This window comes from Flavobacterium petrolei, assembly GCF_003314435.2.
GTDB lineage: Bacteria > Bacteroidota > Bacteroidia > Flavobacteriales > Flavobacteriaceae > Flavobacterium > Flavobacterium petrolei.
Genome location: NZ_QNVY02000003.1, coordinates 201,392 through 219,393 on the forward strand (window position 1 = coordinate 201,392; position 18,002 = coordinate 219,393).

Consider the following 18,002-nt stretch of genomic DNA (forward strand, 5'->3'; position numbering starts at 1 on the left):
TTATGAAGCGAATTTTACTTTTTTTATTTTTCATATTTTCTTCCGCGATTTACTCTCAATACACTTTAATTCCTGATCAAAATTTCGAATGGTTTTTGATTCGTCAAGGTTATGACAGTGGTCCTTTTGATGGGAAAGTATTAACTTCAAATATAAATACAGTTACTAAATTGGACTTTTACACTGGAGGGCAAAATTTTATTGTTAGCCTTAAAGGAATAGAAGATTTCACGGAATTAACGGAATTATCTATTACTGATGGCAGCTTGTTTACGAGTTTAGATGTTTCAAAAAATTTAGCTTTAACAAAATTAATTTGTTCCTCCAATAGATTATCAAGTTTAGATATTTCCAAAAATATTGCTTTAATAGAATTAAACTGTAGCTTCAACAGCATAACTAGTTTAGATATTACAAAAAATACGAAACTAAAATACTTATCGGCTTCGAATAACCAATTAAATAGTTTAAACCTAACAAACTGCCCCTTATTAGAAACCATACAATTATACAAGAATTCATTAACAGAAATTAATGTCACTAATGCAATTAATTTAAATTTTCTCAGCTGTGGTGAGAATCAATTGACAAATTTAGACGTTACAAAAAACACTATGCTTTCTATTTTTTCCTGCGGGACAAATAAACTTTCAACCTTGGATATTTCGAATAACATACAACTAAAGTCATTTTCGTGCGAATACAATGATTTGATGAATTTAGATTTCACCACTAATACTAAACTAGAGTATTTTAGATGTATAAACAACAAATTACTTAATTTAGATTTCTCTCACAACCCTTTACTGTACGAAATACATTGCTCAAATAATCAATTAACTAACATCAATATTTTTCAAAACACCAACTTATATACATTAATTTGCAACTTTAATAATTTAACTAATTTAGATACTTCAAAAAATACTGCTTTAAACTTTTTAAATTGTGAATACAACCAAATAACAAGTTTAGATGTTTCAAAAAATAATAACTTAGGACTTCTTAGATGTAATAACAACCAACTAACAGTATTAGATTTGAGAAGTTCAGTTAGTTGGACTTGGTGGAATGATTATAATAGCTGGGTAAACAATCCCAACTTAAAGTGTATAAATGTGCCTGATGCATCCTTTTTTAATTATTTTTGGACTGGACGAAAAGATACAACAGCAAACTACATTGATGATATTCCGCCAAAATTTGAGTCTGCGAATCAAACAATTTGTTCTAAGCAAAATCCAACAATAAACGATATTACAGTCGATGGATACGGAGTTAAATGGTTCATTTCTGAAAGCAACTTAATTGAACTTCCATTAAACACTCTTTTAGTTGAAGGTAAAACTTATTATGCTATGAATACAGCAGGAAATTGCGAAGGTCCACAATCTTCTGTCACAATAAGTCTAAAAATAACTACTAGACCCATAGCAGTAACTCCGCAAAATTTATGCAAAATAGCAAACCCAACTTTAGCCAATTTAGAAATTTCAGGGAATAATATAACTTGGTACGACTCTCTTCTTGGAGGAAATCCTATCCCTATTACAACTTCTTTAATGACAGGTTTTTTATACTATGCATCGCAAAGTTCAAATGGTTGCGAAAGTGAAAGAGTACCTGTATTTGTCAATCTTTTAAATATTGTAAAACCTTCAAATTTTCCCCCACAAACCTTCTGTATCCAACAAAACGCGACTTTAAGCGAGATTTCAATTACGGGTCAAAATATAAAATGGTATGATGCTTTAACAAATGGAACTCTTTTATCAAACACAACTCCACTTGAAAACGGAATCACTTATTACGCCTCACAAACTATTAATGGCTGCGAAAGCGAAAGAATTCCTGTCTTAATAAATATTCAAAATACACCTGCACCAACAGGAAACACAAATCAAACGTTTTGTTCCAGTCAAAATCCAACTCTAGAAACTATTGTAATTTCAGGTAATCAGATAAAATGGTATACTTCAGCCGGAATTCTTTTGTCCAATTCAACTTCTTTGCAAGACGGCGTGACTTATTATGCTTCGCAAACAGAAAACAATTGCGAAAGCTCTAATAAATTAGCTGTTACTATTTCGCTAATAAACACTTTACCCGCAAATAATTATGCTGAATTATTTTGTGATGATTTGAATGACAGTTCCGAGAAATTGAATTTATCAGATTATGATTCTAAATTAATTTTAAATACTTCAGGATATAGTTTTTCTTATTATTCGACTTTTTTAGGTGCAGAAAATCAATTGATAAGTAATCAAATCAATAATTTTTCAAATTATACCTTAGCTTTGGGCGACAACAAAATCTACGTTCGTATCAAATCAAATACACCATGCTACGCTATAGTTGAATTAAAACTAACCCTTTTATCAAAACCAAAAATAACAATTCCAGATGTTGTTCCCATTTGTGAAAACAATACAATCACGATTAATGCCGGTTCAGGTTTCGATTCTTATTTATGGTCAAACGGGGCAACAACATCTTCGATACTTGTTACAAATCCAGGAAATTATTCCGTTACAGCTACTAATAACTACAGCCCTATATCTTGCTCGAGTACAAAGAATTTTGAAGTACGAAAATCAAATATTGCCGACATTACTTCGATAGATACACAGGACTGGACCGATAATCAAAACACAATAAGTATTTTTGTAACCGGTGCAGGCGATTTTGAATATTCAATTGATGGTACTCATTTTCAGGACAGCAATCAATTTTATGCATTATATAGTGGTGCTTATACAATACATGTCAGAGACAAAAATGGTTGCGGCACCGCTACAGATGAAGTCTTTTTATTAATGTACCCAAAATACTTCACACCAAACGGTGACGGTTTCAACGACACTTGGAATATTAAATTTTTAGACTTGGAAACCAACTTGTCGATAAAAATATTTGACCGTTACGGAAAATTAATCAAAGAATTAATCCAAAATAACGATTGGAGCGGAACCATGAATGGAAATGAACTTCCATCAGATGATTATTGGTTTATCGCAACCAGAGCAGATGGAAATGAATACAAAGGACATTTTAGTTTAAAACGATAACAAATTATCAAAATTTATGTTCTTTTTTGCTGACCATCAACAATGAAAATAAAGAAATACAAGCCGCTATGGTCAAATAAAACCCAACATAAGTCAAACTATACTGAGTTGCTAACCATATCGCAATCATAGGAGCAAAAGCAGCTCCAATAATTCCTGCCAAATTAAATGCCAAAGAAGTTCCTGAATAACGAACCGTTGTAGGAAACAATTCCGATAAAAAAGTCCCCAAAGGACCATAAGTAAATCCCATCAAAGCCATTCCAACACATAAAAATAAAGTCACAAGAACTGAACTGCCGGAATTCATGAAAAAAGAAAATGCAAAACCAAAAATAGCAATCGCGATTGTGGCGTAAATAAGCATTTTTCTTCTGCCGATACGATCCGCAATTAAAGCTGAAACAGGAATGAAAAGTGCAAAAAACAGTACCGAAAACAATTGCATCAATAGAAAATCTCTTTTGGAATAACCCAAATCAGAAGTTGCCCAGCTAAGTGTAAAAACCGTCATGAGATAAAAAACCAAGAAAGTAGTAATCGCCGCAAATGTTCCAAAAATCAGTTGATTTTTATAAAATTTTAGTAAAGTAAAAAATGGGATATTAACTTCTTCTTTCTCTTTTTTAGCGTTCTCGAAAGCAGGAGTTTCGGTGATTTTTAATCGGATATAAAAACCTACGACAACCAATAATGAACTCGCTATAAACGGAATCCTCCATCCATAATCAAGAAAATCTTCGGAAGTCATTGTATCGGTCAAAATCAAGAAAGTACCACCCGAAAGCAGCAAACCTATTGGTGCTCCAAGTTGCGGAAACATTCCGTACCAAGCTCGCTTATTAGATGGAGCATTTTCTATAGCCAGTAATACCGCTCCTCCCCATTCGCCACCTAAACCAACACCTTGACCAAAGCGACACAACATCAATAATAAAGGAGCTGCAATACCAATGCTGGCATAACTTGGTAAAAAACCAATACAAACTGTTGAAATCCCCATCGTTAATAACGCAATTACTAAGGTGGTTTTACGGCCAATTTTGTCTCCATAATGACCAAAGACCGCAGAACCTAAAGGTCTGGAAAGAAAAGCTATTGAAAATGTCGCAAGGGACAGTAAAACTGAATTAGTACTATCTGTTGAAGGAAAAAACAATTGAGGAAAAACTAAAACTGCAGCATTAGCATAAATATAAAAATCAAAAAATTCTATCGTGGTTCCAATTAAACTGCCAAAAAGAACATGTTTTAATGAGTTTTCATTCGATTGTTTTAAATTATCTTTCATATAATTGTTAATTTTTTTTGATAAAAATGATACTATTTTTCGAAAGTAACAAATATTATAGTTCCAATTATTATTGGTAAATTAGCAACATATAAAACTTCATTATGCCAACCGACTGTATCAGCTATCAGAATTCAGGATATTTCTCTTCTTTGATGAATGATTATTTAGAAAAAAAAACAAACTTACAATCCTTATACAACCGATTTCCAACACTTGAAAACTTTGAAGCACAAATTCAAGAAAAGCAGATAAACTTCAATGAGAACGGTACTAATAAAAGACAAATATTAGTTTCCACATTAGAAAAACAATATTCAAAAGTTGAAACTTCGGTTTTGACCAAACAAAATATTGAAGCTTTAAATACCCCAAATACATTTACTGTTACAACAGGACATCAGTTAAATTTGTTCAGCGGACCTTTATATTTTTTGTATAAAATCATTTCGACCATTAATTTGACAACCGAATTAAAAGAGAAATATCCAACGTGTAATTTTGTGCCCATTTACTGGATGGCGACCGAAGACCATGATTTTGAAGAAATCAATTATTTCAACTTTAAAGGCAAAAAATTCCGTTGGAATAAAGAAAGCACAGGTCCTGTTGGTCGCTTGTCTACTGAAGGTTTAGCTGAATTTCTTGAAGTATATACTTTGGAATTAGGCTCCAGTACAAATGCAGCTACGCTAAAAAAACTGTTTGAAGATTCCTATCTCAATCACGATAATTTAGCCGATGCTACCAGATTTCTGGCTAATGCGCTTTTTAGCGCATGTGGTTTGGTTATTTTGGATGCGGATAATGCTGACTTAAAACGCAACTTTATCCCTTTTATAAAGGAAGAATTGCTGCAACAATCCTCCCATAAATTAGTTTTGGAAACTGCAGAAAAATTAAAAGAATATACCGTTCAAGTGAATCCTCGTGAAATCAATTTGTTTTATATCGAAGATGATGTACGAGAACGCATCATCTTTGAAAATGATAGATACAAAGTAAATCATACAAAAATTGAGTTTTCTGAAACAGAAATTCTAACATTAATAGAAAATCATCCGGAAAAATTCAGTCCTAATGTGATTATGCGTCCATTATATCAGGAAGTGATTTTACCTAATCTTTGCTACATTGGCGGAGGCGGAGAAATTGCCTATTGGTTGGAGCTAAAATCTTTTTTTGCTGCTGCAAAAGTAACTTTTCCAATCCTATTGCTTAGGAATTCTGTACTATTGGCAACCGAAAAGCAAGCTAAAAAAGCAGACAAATTACAATTGAATTGGGCAGATTTATTTTCAAAACAGGCAAATTTAGTAACGACTAAAACCAAAGAATTATCAGATTTCCCAGTCGATTTAACGCATCTAAAAAAACAATTGCAAAAACAATTTCAGGAGCTTTATGATGTAGCGAACAAAACCGACGAGTCTTTCCTTGGAGCTGTAAAAGCGCAAGAAACCAAACAAATAAAAGGATTAGAAAATCTGGAGAAACGTTTGCTGAAAGCACAAAAAAGAAAACTGAGTGATATTTTGCAACGCATCAATGAGTTGCAAAACGAGTTATTCCCGAACCAAAGTCTACAGGAACGACAAACTAATTTTTCGGAATTTTATTTGGAATTTGGTGAAAATCTAATCCCAACATTAGTCAAACAGCTCAAACCATTGGACAATAAATTTGATATTATTGTACTTTAATCAGATAACCGTTATTTGAGTGCCGAATTTGTAAAAATATTCAATAAAAAAATACTATTTTTGCACAAAATTTAAAAAATAAAAGATGGCTACTAATAGAACATTTACAATGATTAAGCCTGATGCTGTTGCTAATGGACACATCGGAAACATACTTGCAATGATTACAAACGCAGGTTTCAAAATCGTTTCTTTGAAATTAACACAATTAACTGTTGCTGATGCACAAGCTTTTTACGAAGTTCACGCTGCAAGACCTTTCTACGGTGAATTAGTTGAATTCATGTCAAGAGGACCAATTGTTGCTGCTATTTTAGAAAAAGATAACGCTGTTGAAGATTTCAGAACTTTAATTGGTGCTACAAACCCAGCTGAAGCTGCTGAAGGAACTATCCGTAAAGCATACGCAACTTCTATTGGAGAAAATGCAGTTCACGGTTCTGATAGCGATGAAAATGCAGCTATCGAAGGTGCTTTCCATTTTGCTGGAAGAGAGCAGTTTTAATATTATTTAAAGTCTCAGTGGCCGTTTTCAGTCACAGAAATGCATAAAAAATCCTGTTTGTTTTACACAAACAGGATTTTTTTTATTCCATATTTATCTAAATAGTTCAGAGCTTTCTCCCGTGAAACTAGGATTTCTTTCTCCAAGATCAATTAGTTTCTCTTTCAAAATCGACTTTAACTGCTCAAAATTACTGTGATAAAAACTAGAAATACTACCTACTCTTTTTCCGTTCTTAAGAATAAAAATAGATTCATAAACACCCCCCTTTGCTGATTCTACTGTGGTTATAAACCCATCTAATGTTTTTAAATCATAGCCTACAGATCTTCCTGCTCCAAAATAACGTTTTACAATTATAGTATTACCATCAATTTCAACTTTATTTGCTCTGGTTCTAAAAACTGCCAGCCAAAAAAAGACGACAAATAATAAAAATAAAAATGGTAAAACCATACCCGCTACCGGAGATGTAGCTGCAAAATAAATACACAAAAGTGGCAATATCGTAATATTTAAAACTAAAAAAATTACTATAAATTTAAATTTAGATTGTACACGCATCTGAACACAAATTTAATTATCGGCTTGTAACAAGTCTATCGTAAAACTACATCTTTCACCACATCACGTCTTAATTCCTCATTAATCATCGCCACGATTTTAGACTTTCCGTGACTTAATTCTTCCCGCAAAACAGACGAAGTTAACTCAACATACAGTGTACTTCCTTTCAACACTACATTATTCGTATAACTGTTCACGCCGTTCCCCATAAGATTTTTCCAAGCGTCTTTCACATCAATTTGATCCATTCCGGGCTGCAGTTTATTCACTTGGATAATTTGTTTCAAAACATCCCCTATCGTACTTTGATTATTTAGTCGTTTTGCCATCGCCCAGTAAATTTATTGGTGTTGCTTTCTTGTAATGATATTCTGTTTTTTCCTTGTTCAACAGTACTAATTCTTCCGCTGATACAGCAATCAACTCCTCACTCCACTTCATATAAGGCGTAGAATAATCTAAAAATACTTTATCATCCGCAAACCGAACCGTTACTTTTTCATACGTATCATTCACAACAAATGTACCGTCTAATTGTGGCATCACTTTCTTCCGAATCCCTTTATTATTCTTTATTTCAAAATAATCATATACTTCATTCATCCCGTATTCCTTATCCTTAATGGAATCAAAAACAACCTTTTCTACTTCCCAATACCCGTTTATTTTCGAAATGTCTTCTGGGGTTATCTTTTGCTGACAAGCCAGAAAAAGAAATGCTATAAAAAGAATGCTAAATGTTTTTTTCATAATACTAATTATTTTTAGGAGCTGTTTCCTGCTTTTCGCTTCAATCTTTTTATCCGCAAAAAAAGCGGCTAAAAAGGATTTTCACTGCAATCAGGGCTAGAAAACTCGGGATAAATCACTTCTATTCTAACTACAAAGTTACTCTTATTAAATTCAAAGAAAACAAAAATAGCGGAAACACATTAAACTATTTTCTATATTTTTGGTCTTAAATGAATTAGAACTAAATTAGTAACCAGATGTCAAAAATAATATATAGTTTCCTCATCGTATTACTTTGTAGCTGCTGCAGTTCCGAGACTGCTGAACCAACTCCTACTCCCACTCCTGAATCACTCTATTTCCCGCCCTTAACTGGTTTAACTTGGGAAACAAAATCTATTGCAAGTTTAGATTGGAAACAATCCGCCGTGCAACCGCTATTGGATTATCTGGCACTCAAAAATTCAAAATCTTTCATCATTCTTGTCAATGGCAGAATCGTAATGGAAAATTATTTCAACGGCCATGACGCTACTGCTTTTTGGTATTGGGCAAGCGCTGGCAAAACGCTTACCTCAACTGTAACAGGAATTGCACAACAAGAAAACCTGATTAACATCAACAATAAAGTTTCGCAGTACATAGGAACCGGTTGGACCAGCTTGCCTTTAGCTAAAGAAAACTTGATTACAAACAAACACTTACTCAACATGACTTCAGGATTAGATGATAGCACGGATGATGTTGATCCAGCAAGTCTTAAATACAAAGCCGATGCAGGAACACGTTGGGCGTACCATAATGTATATGTAAAATTGCAGGATGTGATTGCTCAAGCCAGCGGTCAAACCTGGAATTCCTATTTCAATACCAAATTGAAAGATAAAATAGGAATGGATGGTGCATGGTTTCAATTAGGAAATAATTCCGTATATGGAAGCAATACTCGCTCCATGGCGCGTTTCGGCTTGTTAATCTACAACAAAGGAAAATGGGAAAGCAATACAATAGTAAATGAAAACTATTTCAATGAAGCAACAAACACTTCACAAAATATAAATCTAGGATACGGTTATTTATGGTGGCTGAATGGAAAATCAAGTTATCACTTACCACAAAGCCAATTGCAGTTCAATGGTAGTTTAATACCAACAGCTCCAGCCGATATGTATATGGCATTGGGTAAAAACGATCAAAAAATCTATGTTATTCCAAGCAAGAAAATGGTCGTTATCCGCATGGGAGATGTCGCAAATCCAGACAATCCAACGTTTGCCTTATCTGATTTTGATGAAGTATTGTGGCAAAAAATTAGTGCCCTCTATCAATAATCTATTTAGTTTTAATACGTTTCAAGAACCCTAAAACAAAGAAAACCAAGCCAATCAGTATCAAAAAATAATAAATGGTACTATTTGAATCCCGGACAACATTGGCTAATACAAAAGAAATAATGCTCATTAAATAAAAATAAATTGGAGCTATATTTTTTAAAGAAGAAAAATTCATCAACTAAATATTACTTAAAAAAACTATCTACAAACTCATACTTATTAAAAACCTGAAGATCTTCAATTCCTTCGCCTACACCAATGTATTTTACAGGAATTTGAAATTGATCAGAGATTCCAATCACAACACCACCTTTTGCAGTTCCGTCTAGCTTAGTAACAGCTAAACAAGTAACTTCAGTAGCCGCTGTAAATTGTTTCGCTTGTTCAAAAGCATTCTGACCGGTTGATCCGTCCAAAACCAATAACACATCATGTGGCGCATCACCAACGACTTTTTGCATCACTCGTTTTACTTTGGTCAATTCATTCATTAAATTAATTTTATTGTGCAAACGACCTGCGGTATCAATAATAACAATATCTGCATTTTGAGCCACTGCTGATTGCAATGTATCAAAAGCTACCGAAGCCGGATCACTTCCCATATCCTGACGAACAATAGGAACGCCTACTCTATCCGCCCAAATTTGCAACTGATCGATGGCTGCTGCTCGAAAAGTATCGGCTGCACCCAAAACAACATTATATCCTTGTTTTTTAAATTGATACGCTAATTTACCAATGGTAGTCGTTTTACCAACACCGTTTACCCCAACCACCATTAAAACATAAGGCTTCGTCTGAATTGGAATTAAAAATTCACTGGCTTCACCTGTATTAGTTTCTGATAATAAAGCAGCAATTTCTTCTCTGAGGATTTGATTGAGTTCTTCTATTCCAAGATATTTATCTGAAGCCACACGACTTTCTATTCGTTTAATAATTTTTAAGGTTGTATTCACACCAACATCGGAGGCCACTAAGATTTCCTCTAAATTATCCAGGACTTCATCATCCACTTTTGACTTTCCGGCAACCGCTTTGGTTAACTTCGAAAAGAAATTTGTTTTTGATTTTTCAAGACCTTTGTCTAATGTTTCTTTTTTTTCTGATGAAAATATTCTTTTGAAAAAACTCATTGTATAAATAGTATTAAGAATGAAGTATTTAAGCCCTAAGAACCAATACGTTTTCTAACGGTAAATATAGAAAATAAAAAAGCTACTTCCGAATGAAAGTAGCTTTTCTATGTAATATGAATGTTGATTATTTCTTTTTCAAGAATTCATCAACTGATTCCGGAGTCATAATAGATTCTACGAATGTATATGCACCTGTTTTTGGAGATTTCACCATTTTGATGGCTTTTGACAATCTCTTAGAAGCTGTTTGTAACGATGCTACGGTTTTCTTTGCCATGGTTCAAATGTTATTTAAATTTAAATAAAATTTTCAAATGTTAATCATTTGAGAGTTTTATTAAAACCTTTTATTATTATTTAATTTCTTTGTGAACAGTTACACGTTTCAAGATTGGATTAAATTTTTTAATCTCTAATCTATCTGGTGTATTTTTTTTGTTCTTTGTTGTAATGTATCTTGAAGTTCCTGCAACACCAGTAGTCTTGTGCTCAGTACATTCTAAAATTACCTGGATTCTATTACCTTTCTTTGCCATCTTGCTATTTTTTTATTTTGGAATGGATTATTTAATAAATCCTTCTGACTGCGCTTTTTTCAAAACTGCAGCGATTCCATTTTTATTAATTGTTTTTATCGTAGATGCAGCTACTCTTAGAGTAATCCATCTATCTTCTTCTGGAAGATAAAAACGCTTTTTAACTAAGTTTACAGAAAATTTTCTCTTAGTTTTGTTCATAGCGTGAGAAACGTTATTTCCTACCATCGCTCTTTTACCTGTAAGGTCACAAACTCTTGACATTATACTTATCTTTTATCGTTATTCAAAATCAGGGTGCAAAGAAAAGAAAAATAAACCTATTAACCAACATTATTATCGTACATTTTTTAAAATTTCTTTCTGCAACAGTTCTAAACTTTTAATTACAGCTCTATCTATCACTTTTTCACGGGGTTGCCCAAAATTAAATTCTTCAACAATAATTCTATCTGGCGTAGCCAAAGCAATAAAAACCGTTCCAATTTCCACATTTGAGTCTCCTTTTGATGGTCCTGCATTTCCTGTAGTTGCAATTGCGTAATCTGTTTTCATCATCTTTTTTACATTCAAAGCCATCTCTGAAACCACCTCTTTACTCACCACAGAATATTCATTTATAAGATTTTTAGAAACTCCCAAAACATCAATTTTAGCAGCAGTTGCGTAAGAAACAACACTTCCTTTAAAATATCCAGAAGCTCCTGATACGGATGTTAATATTGACGCAATTTTCCCTCCAGTACAACTCTCTGCAGTCGAAATGGTTTTATTTTGTTTTAAAAGCATTTTACCCACTACTACTTCGATGGTTTCATCATCATCAAAACCAACGATAATATCATGAATTATGGCATCCAGAGAATTTACATTTTCTTCGAGAGCAGCTTCTAATTTTTCTTTATCGATACCACGGGCAGAAAGGCGCAAACGAACTCTTCCCGGTGCAGGCAAATAAGCCAACTTAATAAATGCAGGAAGATTGTTTTCCCAATCTTCAATTCGTTCCGCCACCAGACTTTCGCCCTGTCCATACGTCAGAATTGTTTTATGGATAATGTAAGGGCGTTTGTATTCCCGAACCACTTTTGGAATGATTTCATTTTCTACCAAATATTTCATTTCATAAGGAACTCCCGGAAGCGAAATAAAAACGGTATTTTCCTTTTTCATCCACATTCCTGGCGCAGTACCCACCTGATTGTGAAGCACCGTACATTTTGACGGAACTAATGCCTGATCTTTATTAATTTGTGATGCCGTTCTCTTCATCACGCGCTCTATAAGCTCAATCACATGCTTCTCAACCACTTCATCAATCACTAACTCATCTTCAAAATAATCGCAGAAAGTCTTCTTGGTTACATCATCTTTTGTTGGCCCTAAACCACCAGTGATAATCACTAAATCTACTTTGTTTTGAAGTGCTGCAAACGTATCTAAAATGTGCTTTTTGTCATCACTTATCGAAATCATTTCGTTGATTTCCACACCAATTTTATCTAATGATTTGGCAATAAAACCAGAATTCGTATCGACAATTTGGCCTATTAAAATTTCGTCACCAATGGTAACTATGGTTGCTTTCATTTATTCTATGATGTTTTTTTTGAGATAGCAATCTAAAAAGAAAATGCATAAAATAGCATATTCCGTTTTTTTTGCGTGAGGGCTAAAAGTAAAAATACTCCCCTTTTTTCTGGAGATTACTTCAGCTACTAATTAAATTCATAAGAGTGTGAACTTCGTTTGTACGGATAGCCTGACCACGCTGTGACGATAGTAAAAGCGTGGTCACACCTTGGTATTACAAATCGAAATCTTTTTTTATTTCCTTGATAGCGTCATTAACTTGGTTTTTTACGCTCTTAAAAGTTTCTTTGATATCTTTCTTCTTGCCTTCTGCTTTAGTCCATGCTTCGATTTGAAGAATCTCCTCAAATGCCACATTTAAACCCATTAAATCAAGCGTAGGTTTTATCTTGTGCGCATACGCATAAGCGTGCTTGTGATCTTTCTTTTTTATTCCTTCTTTAATTTGTAGTAAATCATCTGGAACTTCGGTAACAAATAAAGTCAGAATTTCATTTACAAATTCCGGATCGTTGTCTGAAAGTGCGTACACTTTTGAAAGGTTGTAATTTATAGCCATTATTTTTTTATATTCTTAATAATTGTAGTCTTCCTAAAATTCGTTCTAAAATATCATTTAACTAAACATGTTGGACTCATTATTTCGTTTTTCACTAAAACAATAGTGCCAATTAAGCCATAAAAAATTAACAAAAAAACTTTTTATTAGACTTTTACAAACCTATATTCTATGGTTGTATTATTTTTAATTAGCTATAAGACATCTGCCATAACTATTATATATTTTATTATTTATGCCTAAAACCGCTATAATTTATAGTTTTTGTCGGTATCGTAGACATAATCCCATTAATCTAATTCCTGTTTTAAGCAAATATTTTACGATTAAACAGAAATTTTGAATCGAAAACTTTAGCACAACAAGAATCTACCTTCGACTATAGGTGCTTTCTTTTGATTAAAATTAATTAAAAAATAATCTAAAAAAATTGAAGCACAACGTTCTGATGTAAGATTGTGCGTATTATAACACCTTAGAAACAAATAATTAAAACTAATTTAATATTATTAATAGACCTGTTTTACTCTTTTAGATTTATCTGTTATATAAGAAACTAACCACGCAACTTTTCCTTCTCTTGCAAAGTATAATTTTTTATCATTAATATTTGGTAATGCCTCTAAACAAGCTTGAAGGATATTACTACCTGATATTAAATGTTTTTGTGAATACGTTTTTAGAACTGCCTCAACTTCCGTATCAGTTTTTGCCATCTCCTCAAATATTTTGAAGTTGTTTTTTAATAGTGCGTCGTAGTAAATTACGTTCTCTAATTTAAACTCGTTGAAATTCTTTTTCGCAGCCCCATTAACAAGAGTATAAAAAGCCCAAACAGCTCCTCCAGACATAAAGACCTTTTCTTTCTCCAAAACTAAAGGACTAGTCGCATACATTAGGTCTATTTGTTTTCTTAGCACCGGTAAAAAACCAAATGATTTTTCATTATATTCACCCAATGTTAAATCCTTTGTTTTTTTCAATACCGTTTCAGTTAAAGTAACGGTACCATAATTAAGACTTACCGGAAAAAATACAAAAACATTCCCGTTTCTAACATCAACATAACCTCCTTTTGTATTTCCTCCTCCTATGTCTAATACCATAGAATTTATATAATCAACAGGCGGTACACATCCTTTAAGTAACATTTTCGCTTCTGTTTGCGCATCTATAAAATCTAAATCTTTGTTAGTGGAAGTTTTTATCTTATCAATTAATTCATTAGTATTTTTAGCCATAGCCACACCAGATGATCCAACTATAAAAATATTCTCATCCAAAACATTAAACTCTTTTTTTATTTTCATGTAATTTGACAAAACAACTGCGGCAGCGTTATCTATATCTTCTTTCGCTAAATTACCATCGATAGCAATTCCCTTTGCAATCCCAATATTTTCAGTCCAAAATCCCTTAATAACATAGCTGCCTTTTTTGATATTATCTACATCTAAAACTGACATTTTTATTCCTTTACTTCCTATTTCAATTCCAGCAAACAATTGAGCATTGCTAGATAAACTAAACATGACAAAAGTCAATAACATAATTCCTTTTAAAAGAGTGTTTTTCATAATTTTATTTTTGTTTTAACTCATGTATTCCCACATGATTATGAAATATTTCGACAAAAGTAATTTATTTTTTGCAATAATTATTTTTTGAAAAAAAATAAATTAATAAATTTTTAACAAAATTAAAACAATATTTATACCTGATTAACTATATGTCAAATACTAAATTAAAATATTTTTTACTAGAGCTTTGAAACTGACTCTATTCTCACAAAAAAGAATTTAAATATTTATTTGATCCCTATTTCTTAGTTGCATTTTTTACTAACTGTTTTATTTAATAAGTTTGATTTTTGATACAAGATATACTTATAGTACTAATCCTAAGAAGATAATATTAATTCTTTTAATGCTTCCCCTAGATATTTCTAATACAAACAAATTCACCATTTGAATTACAAAATTTGACCCATACAAGCAATTGTATATCTATTTTAGAAAGCATCTGCTGCCTATTTTACTTGTATTCTAAATAGTTGATGCTCTTCTAAAAACCCTTCTAAAACGTCATCTGGTTTTACCGCAGCGACTCCTTCTGGAGTTCCGGTAAAAATAATATCGCCAATTTTTAACGTAAAAAACTGAGAAACATACGAAATAAGCTCATCAATTTTCCAAAGCATAAAACTAGAATTACTCATTTGTACCGTCTTATTATTGTTGGTCAATTTAAAACTAATATTTTCTAGTGAACTAAATTGATTTTTTGGCAAAAAATCACCTATCACCGCCGATCCGTCAAATGCTTTTGCTTTTTCCCATGGCAACCCTTTTGCTTTTAATTTATCCTGTACATCACGAGCGGTAAAATCGATTCCGACACTAATATCATCATAATATTTATGTGCAAATTTAGGCTCAATGTATTTACCCACTTTGCTTATCTTGACAATAATCTCGATTTCGTGGTGCACATCTTCCGAGAATTCCGGGATTACAAACGGGTGTTGTTTCAACAATACAGCCGAATCCGGTTTCATGAAAACCACGGGTTCCGTAGGCCTTTCATTATGCAATTCCTCTATGTGGTTGGTATAATTTCTACCGATGCAGATTATTTTCATTTCTTATTAATTAAAAAATTTAATGATTGAAAGATTCAAAAATTAGCTTAATTTATTATTTAGTTTTCGAAGTTTAATCGCCGTTAAAACTTTCTTGGTATACAATGGAAAATCAGCGTTTTGAATCCAACTGAAATAACCGGGCTCTGTTTCCAGAATTTTATCCACTTTTACTCCTTTGTGTTTTCCAAAAGTAAAAATTTCTTCATTGTCTTTGTCAAAAGCAATCATTCCTGCAAAATCAGCAATTTTTTTTCGGGTTGTAAATTCTGACAATGATTTCATGTCGTTTTCCAGTTCCGGATAACGGTCCAGTTGCGCTTTCAAAATTTCATAAGTCGCCATCGTATCAGCTTCTGCAGAATGTGCATTTTCAAGCGTTTTTCCGCAATAGAACTTATGTGCCGCACCTAATGTTCGTTCTTCCATTTTATGAAAAACAGTTTGCACATCTACTGAAACTCTGTTTTTCATGTCAAAATCTACTCCGGCACGTAGCATTTCTTCGGCCAATAACGGAATATCAAAACGATCTGAATTAAATCCAGCCAAATCACTGTCTTTAATCATATTGTAAACTTGCGCCGCCAATTCATTGAAAGTAGGTTCATTTGCTACTTTTTCATCGGTGATACCATGAACAGCAGTAGTTTGAGCGGGAATTGGAATCGTAGGATTCACTAACCAGGTTTTGCTTTCTTTATTTCCGTTTGGAAAAACTTTGAATATTGAGATTTCTACAATTCTATCTTTCCCGATGTCAATTCCTGTGGTTTCAAGATCGAAAAAGCAAATTGGTTTATTGAGTTTAAGTTCCATTTTTATATTTTGTGTGGATACAAATATAGAAATTTGGGTTTAATTTCGTTTAAAGTTCAACGTTTAAAGTTCCATAAAACCTCAAAAAAAGAAAACCCGATTGATTTTTAAAAATCAATCGGGTTTATATTGTAATTATGAACTTTTAAACATCCCTGTTTACATCAAAAGCTTCTAAATATTCAGCAACTCTTTTCACAAAACTACCTCCTAAAGCTCCATCTACAACTCTATGGTCATAACTGTGCGACAAGAACATTTTCTGACGAATCCCGATAAAATCTCCTTCCGGAGTTTCAATTACGGCCGGCATTTTACGGATTGCTCCAAGAGCAAGAATCCCAACTTGCGGCTGATTCAAAATCGGCGTTCCAAAAACACTTCCAAAGGTCCCCACATTCGTAACTGTGTAGGTTCCGCCTTGTGTGTCGTCCGGTTTTAGTTTCCCCGCTTTCGCGCGACCACCTAAATCGTTTACCGCTTTGGCCATTCCTACTAAATTCAATTGATCCGCGTTTTTAATAACGGGAACAATCAAATTTCCGTTTGGTAACGAAGCCGCCATTCCAAGATTGATATTTTTCTTCTTGATGATATAATCACCATCAACAGAAATGTTCATTCCAGGATAATCTTTCAGTGCTTTCGCAACTGCTTCCATGAAAATTGGCGTGTACGTCAATTTCTCACCTTCTCTTTTTTCGAAAGTATTTTTATTTTTCTCTCTCCATTTCACAATATTTGTCACATCGACTTCAATAAATGATTGTACGTGTGCCGAAGTTTGTACCGAAGCAACCATGTAACCCGCAATTAGCTTGCGCATTCTGTCCATTTCAATAATTTCATCACCTCCACTTACAGATACCGGAGCTGCTTTTTGTGCTACTGGAACTGCTACTGGTTTTTGAACTGCTGCCACCGGAGCCGCAACTACAGGTTGGCTTGCTCTATTTTTTACGTAGTCTAAAATATCATTTTTAGTTACTCTTCCTTCTTTTCCTGTTCCTGAAATTGATGCTAATTCAGCAACAGAAACCCCTTCTTCTTTGGCAATATTTTTAACCAATGGTGATAAGAATTTTTCAGAATCAGAGAAATCTACCGGAGCTGCAACACTTTCTTTGGCGGCATCCACTGTTTTTGTCACTTCAGCAATAACCTCAGGAGCAACCGCTTCTTTCACAATTGACACCAGTTCTCCACCTTCGGTTTCAATAATTGCAATCGTTTGACCAACCTGAACCAAATCGTCTTTACCGAACAATTGTTCCACTAAAATCCCCGAAACTTCACTTGGCACTTCACTGTCTACTTTATCAGTAGCAATTTCAAGTACAGCTTCGTCCGCTTCAATTTTGTCTCCAACTTCTTTTAACCAGTTTGTAATGGTTGCTTCAGCAACGCTTTCTCCCATTTTTGGAAGTTTTAATTCAAATCTTGCCATATTGTTAACCTAAAAGGTGATATTGATTTTCAGTTTGCGAAATTACTAAATATTTCAAATAT

18 protein-coding genes are annotated in these 18,002 nt (G+C 33.3%); 4 read left to right on the forward strand and 14 right to left on the reverse strand.

Annotation, left to right across the window (positions count from 1 at the left end; all coding sequences use genetic code 11):
• The first annotated feature begins 2 nt into the window (after positions 1–2).
• Complete coding sequence (locus DR871_RS10325) at positions 3–3,071, forward strand: T9SS type B sorting domain-containing protein (RefSeq protein WP_113666219.1); 3,069 nt, start codon at positions 3–5, stop codon at positions 3,069–3,071.
• A 7-nt stretch (positions 3,072–3,078) separates the two neighbouring features.
• On the opposite strand, the gene DR871_RS10330 is transcribed toward DR871_RS10325, so the two are convergent.
• Positions 3,079–4,362, reverse strand: a complete 1,284-nt coding sequence (locus DR871_RS10330) for an MFS transporter (protein ID WP_113666220.1) — start codon at positions 4,360–4,362, stop codon at positions 3,079–3,081.
• A 104-nt stretch (positions 4,363–4,466) separates the two neighbouring features.
• On the opposite strand from DR871_RS10330, the gene bshC reads away from it, so the two are divergent.
• The gene (bshC, locus tag DR871_RS10335) at positions 4,467–6,065 is read left to right on the forward strand and encodes a bacillithiol biosynthesis cysteine-adding enzyme BshC (RefSeq protein ID WP_113666221.1); all 1,599 of its coding nucleotides are present in this window, start codon (positions 4,467–4,469) and stop codon (positions 6,063–6,065) included.
• An 85-nt stretch (positions 6,066–6,150) separates the two neighbouring features.
• On the forward strand, positions 6,151–6,570 hold the full coding sequence (locus DR871_RS10340) for a nucleoside-diphosphate kinase (RefSeq protein WP_113634352.1): 420 nt from the start codon (positions 6,151–6,153) through the stop codon (positions 6,568–6,570).
• Between the two features lie 93 nt (positions 6,571–6,663).
• On the opposite strand, the gene DR871_RS10345 is transcribed toward DR871_RS10340, so the two are convergent.
• Genes DR871_RS10345 through DR871_RS10355 form a run of 3 tightly spaced genes read right to left on the reverse strand, consistent with a single transcriptional unit; the run spans position 6,664 to position 7,887 of the window.
• The gene (locus tag DR871_RS10345; protein ID WP_113666222.1) at positions 6,664–7,134 is read right to left on the reverse strand and encodes a hypothetical protein; all 471 of its coding nucleotides are present in this window, start codon (positions 7,132–7,134) and stop codon (positions 6,664–6,666) included.
• A gap of 35 nt (positions 7,135–7,169) precedes the next feature.
• On the reverse strand, positions 7,170–7,466 hold the full coding sequence (locus DR871_RS10350) for a DUF721 domain-containing protein (RefSeq protein WP_073355171.1): 297 nt from the start codon (positions 7,464–7,466) through the stop codon (positions 7,170–7,172).
• On the reverse strand, positions 7,447–7,887 hold the full coding sequence (locus tag DR871_RS10355; protein ID WP_113666223.1) for a hypothetical protein: 441 nt from the start codon (positions 7,885–7,887) through the stop codon (positions 7,447–7,449). The genes DR871_RS10350 and DR871_RS10355 overlap by 20 nt, the downstream gene beginning before the upstream one ends.
• A gap of 239 nt (positions 7,888–8,126) precedes the next feature.
• On the opposite strand from DR871_RS10355, the gene DR871_RS10360 reads away from it, so the two are divergent.
• Positions 8,127–9,200 (forward strand): serine hydrolase domain-containing protein, encoded by a 1,074-nt coding sequence (locus tag DR871_RS10360; RefSeq protein ID WP_113666224.1) that lies wholly within the window; start codon positions 8,127–8,129, stop codon positions 9,198–9,200.
• 188 nt (positions 9,201–9,388) lie between these two features.
• On the opposite strand, the gene ftsY is transcribed toward DR871_RS10360, so the two are convergent.
• The 10 genes from ftsY to DR871_RS10410 all read right to left on the reverse strand — a co-directional run bounded on the left by ftsY (position 9,389) and on the right by DR871_RS10410 (position 17,940).
• Positions 9,389–10,342: a signal recognition particle-docking protein FtsY gene (gene ftsY, locus DR871_RS10365; protein ID WP_113666225.1), complete on the reverse strand. Its 954-nt coding sequence runs from the start codon at positions 10,340–10,342 to the stop codon at positions 9,389–9,391.
• A 127-nt stretch (positions 10,343–10,469) separates the two neighbouring features.
• The gene (locus tag DR871_RS10370; protein WP_072987107.1) at positions 10,470–10,622 is read right to left on the reverse strand and encodes a DUF4295 domain-containing protein; all 153 of its coding nucleotides are present in this window, start codon (positions 10,620–10,622) and stop codon (positions 10,470–10,472) included.
• A gap of 76 nt (positions 10,623–10,698) precedes the next feature.
• Complete coding sequence (gene rpmG / locus DR871_RS10375) at positions 10,699–10,881, reverse strand: 50S ribosomal protein L33 (protein ID WP_007805817.1); 183 nt, start codon at positions 10,879–10,881, stop codon at positions 10,699–10,701.
• Positions 10,882–10,908: 27 nt separating this feature from the next.
• Positions 10,909–11,145 carry a 50S ribosomal protein L28 gene (gene rpmB / locus DR871_RS10380; protein WP_024980263.1) on the reverse strand — a complete coding sequence of 79 codons (237 nt, stop codon included), beginning with the start codon at positions 11,143–11,145 and terminating at the stop codon, positions 10,909–10,911.
• A gap of 72 nt (positions 11,146–11,217) precedes the next feature.
• Entirely contained in the window at positions 11,218–12,471 is a 1,254-nt protein-coding gene (locus DR871_RS10385; RefSeq protein WP_113666226.1) for a CinA family nicotinamide mononucleotide deamidase-related protein, read from the reverse strand.
• A 217-nt stretch (positions 12,472–12,688) separates the two neighbouring features.
• Positions 12,689–13,033: an Hpt domain-containing protein gene (locus tag DR871_RS10390; RefSeq protein WP_113666227.1), complete on the reverse strand. Its 345-nt coding sequence runs from the start codon at positions 13,031–13,033 to the stop codon at positions 12,689–12,691.
• A 509-nt stretch (positions 13,034–13,542) separates the two neighbouring features.
• Positions 13,543–14,610: a Ppx/GppA phosphatase family protein gene (locus tag DR871_RS10395; RefSeq protein WP_165355327.1), complete on the reverse strand. Its 1,068-nt coding sequence runs from the start codon at positions 14,608–14,610 to the stop codon at positions 13,543–13,545.
• A gap of 452 nt (positions 14,611–15,062) precedes the next feature.
• Positions 15,063–15,674 carry a fumarylacetoacetate hydrolase family protein gene (locus tag DR871_RS10400; protein ID WP_113666229.1) on the reverse strand — a complete coding sequence of 204 codons (612 nt, stop codon included), beginning with the start codon at positions 15,672–15,674 and terminating at the stop codon, positions 15,063–15,065.
• 42 nt (positions 15,675–15,716) lie between these two features.
• Complete coding sequence (locus DR871_RS10405; RefSeq protein ID WP_113666230.1) at positions 15,717–16,493, reverse strand: 3'-5' exonuclease; 777 nt, start codon at positions 16,491–16,493, stop codon at positions 15,717–15,719.
• A gap of 145 nt (positions 16,494–16,638) precedes the next feature.
• Positions 16,639–17,940 carry a dihydrolipoamide acetyltransferase family protein gene (locus DR871_RS10410; protein WP_113666231.1) on the reverse strand — a complete coding sequence of 434 codons (1,302 nt, stop codon included), beginning with the start codon at positions 17,938–17,940 and terminating at the stop codon, positions 16,639–16,641.
• Positions 17,941–18,002: the final 62 nt, after the last annotated feature.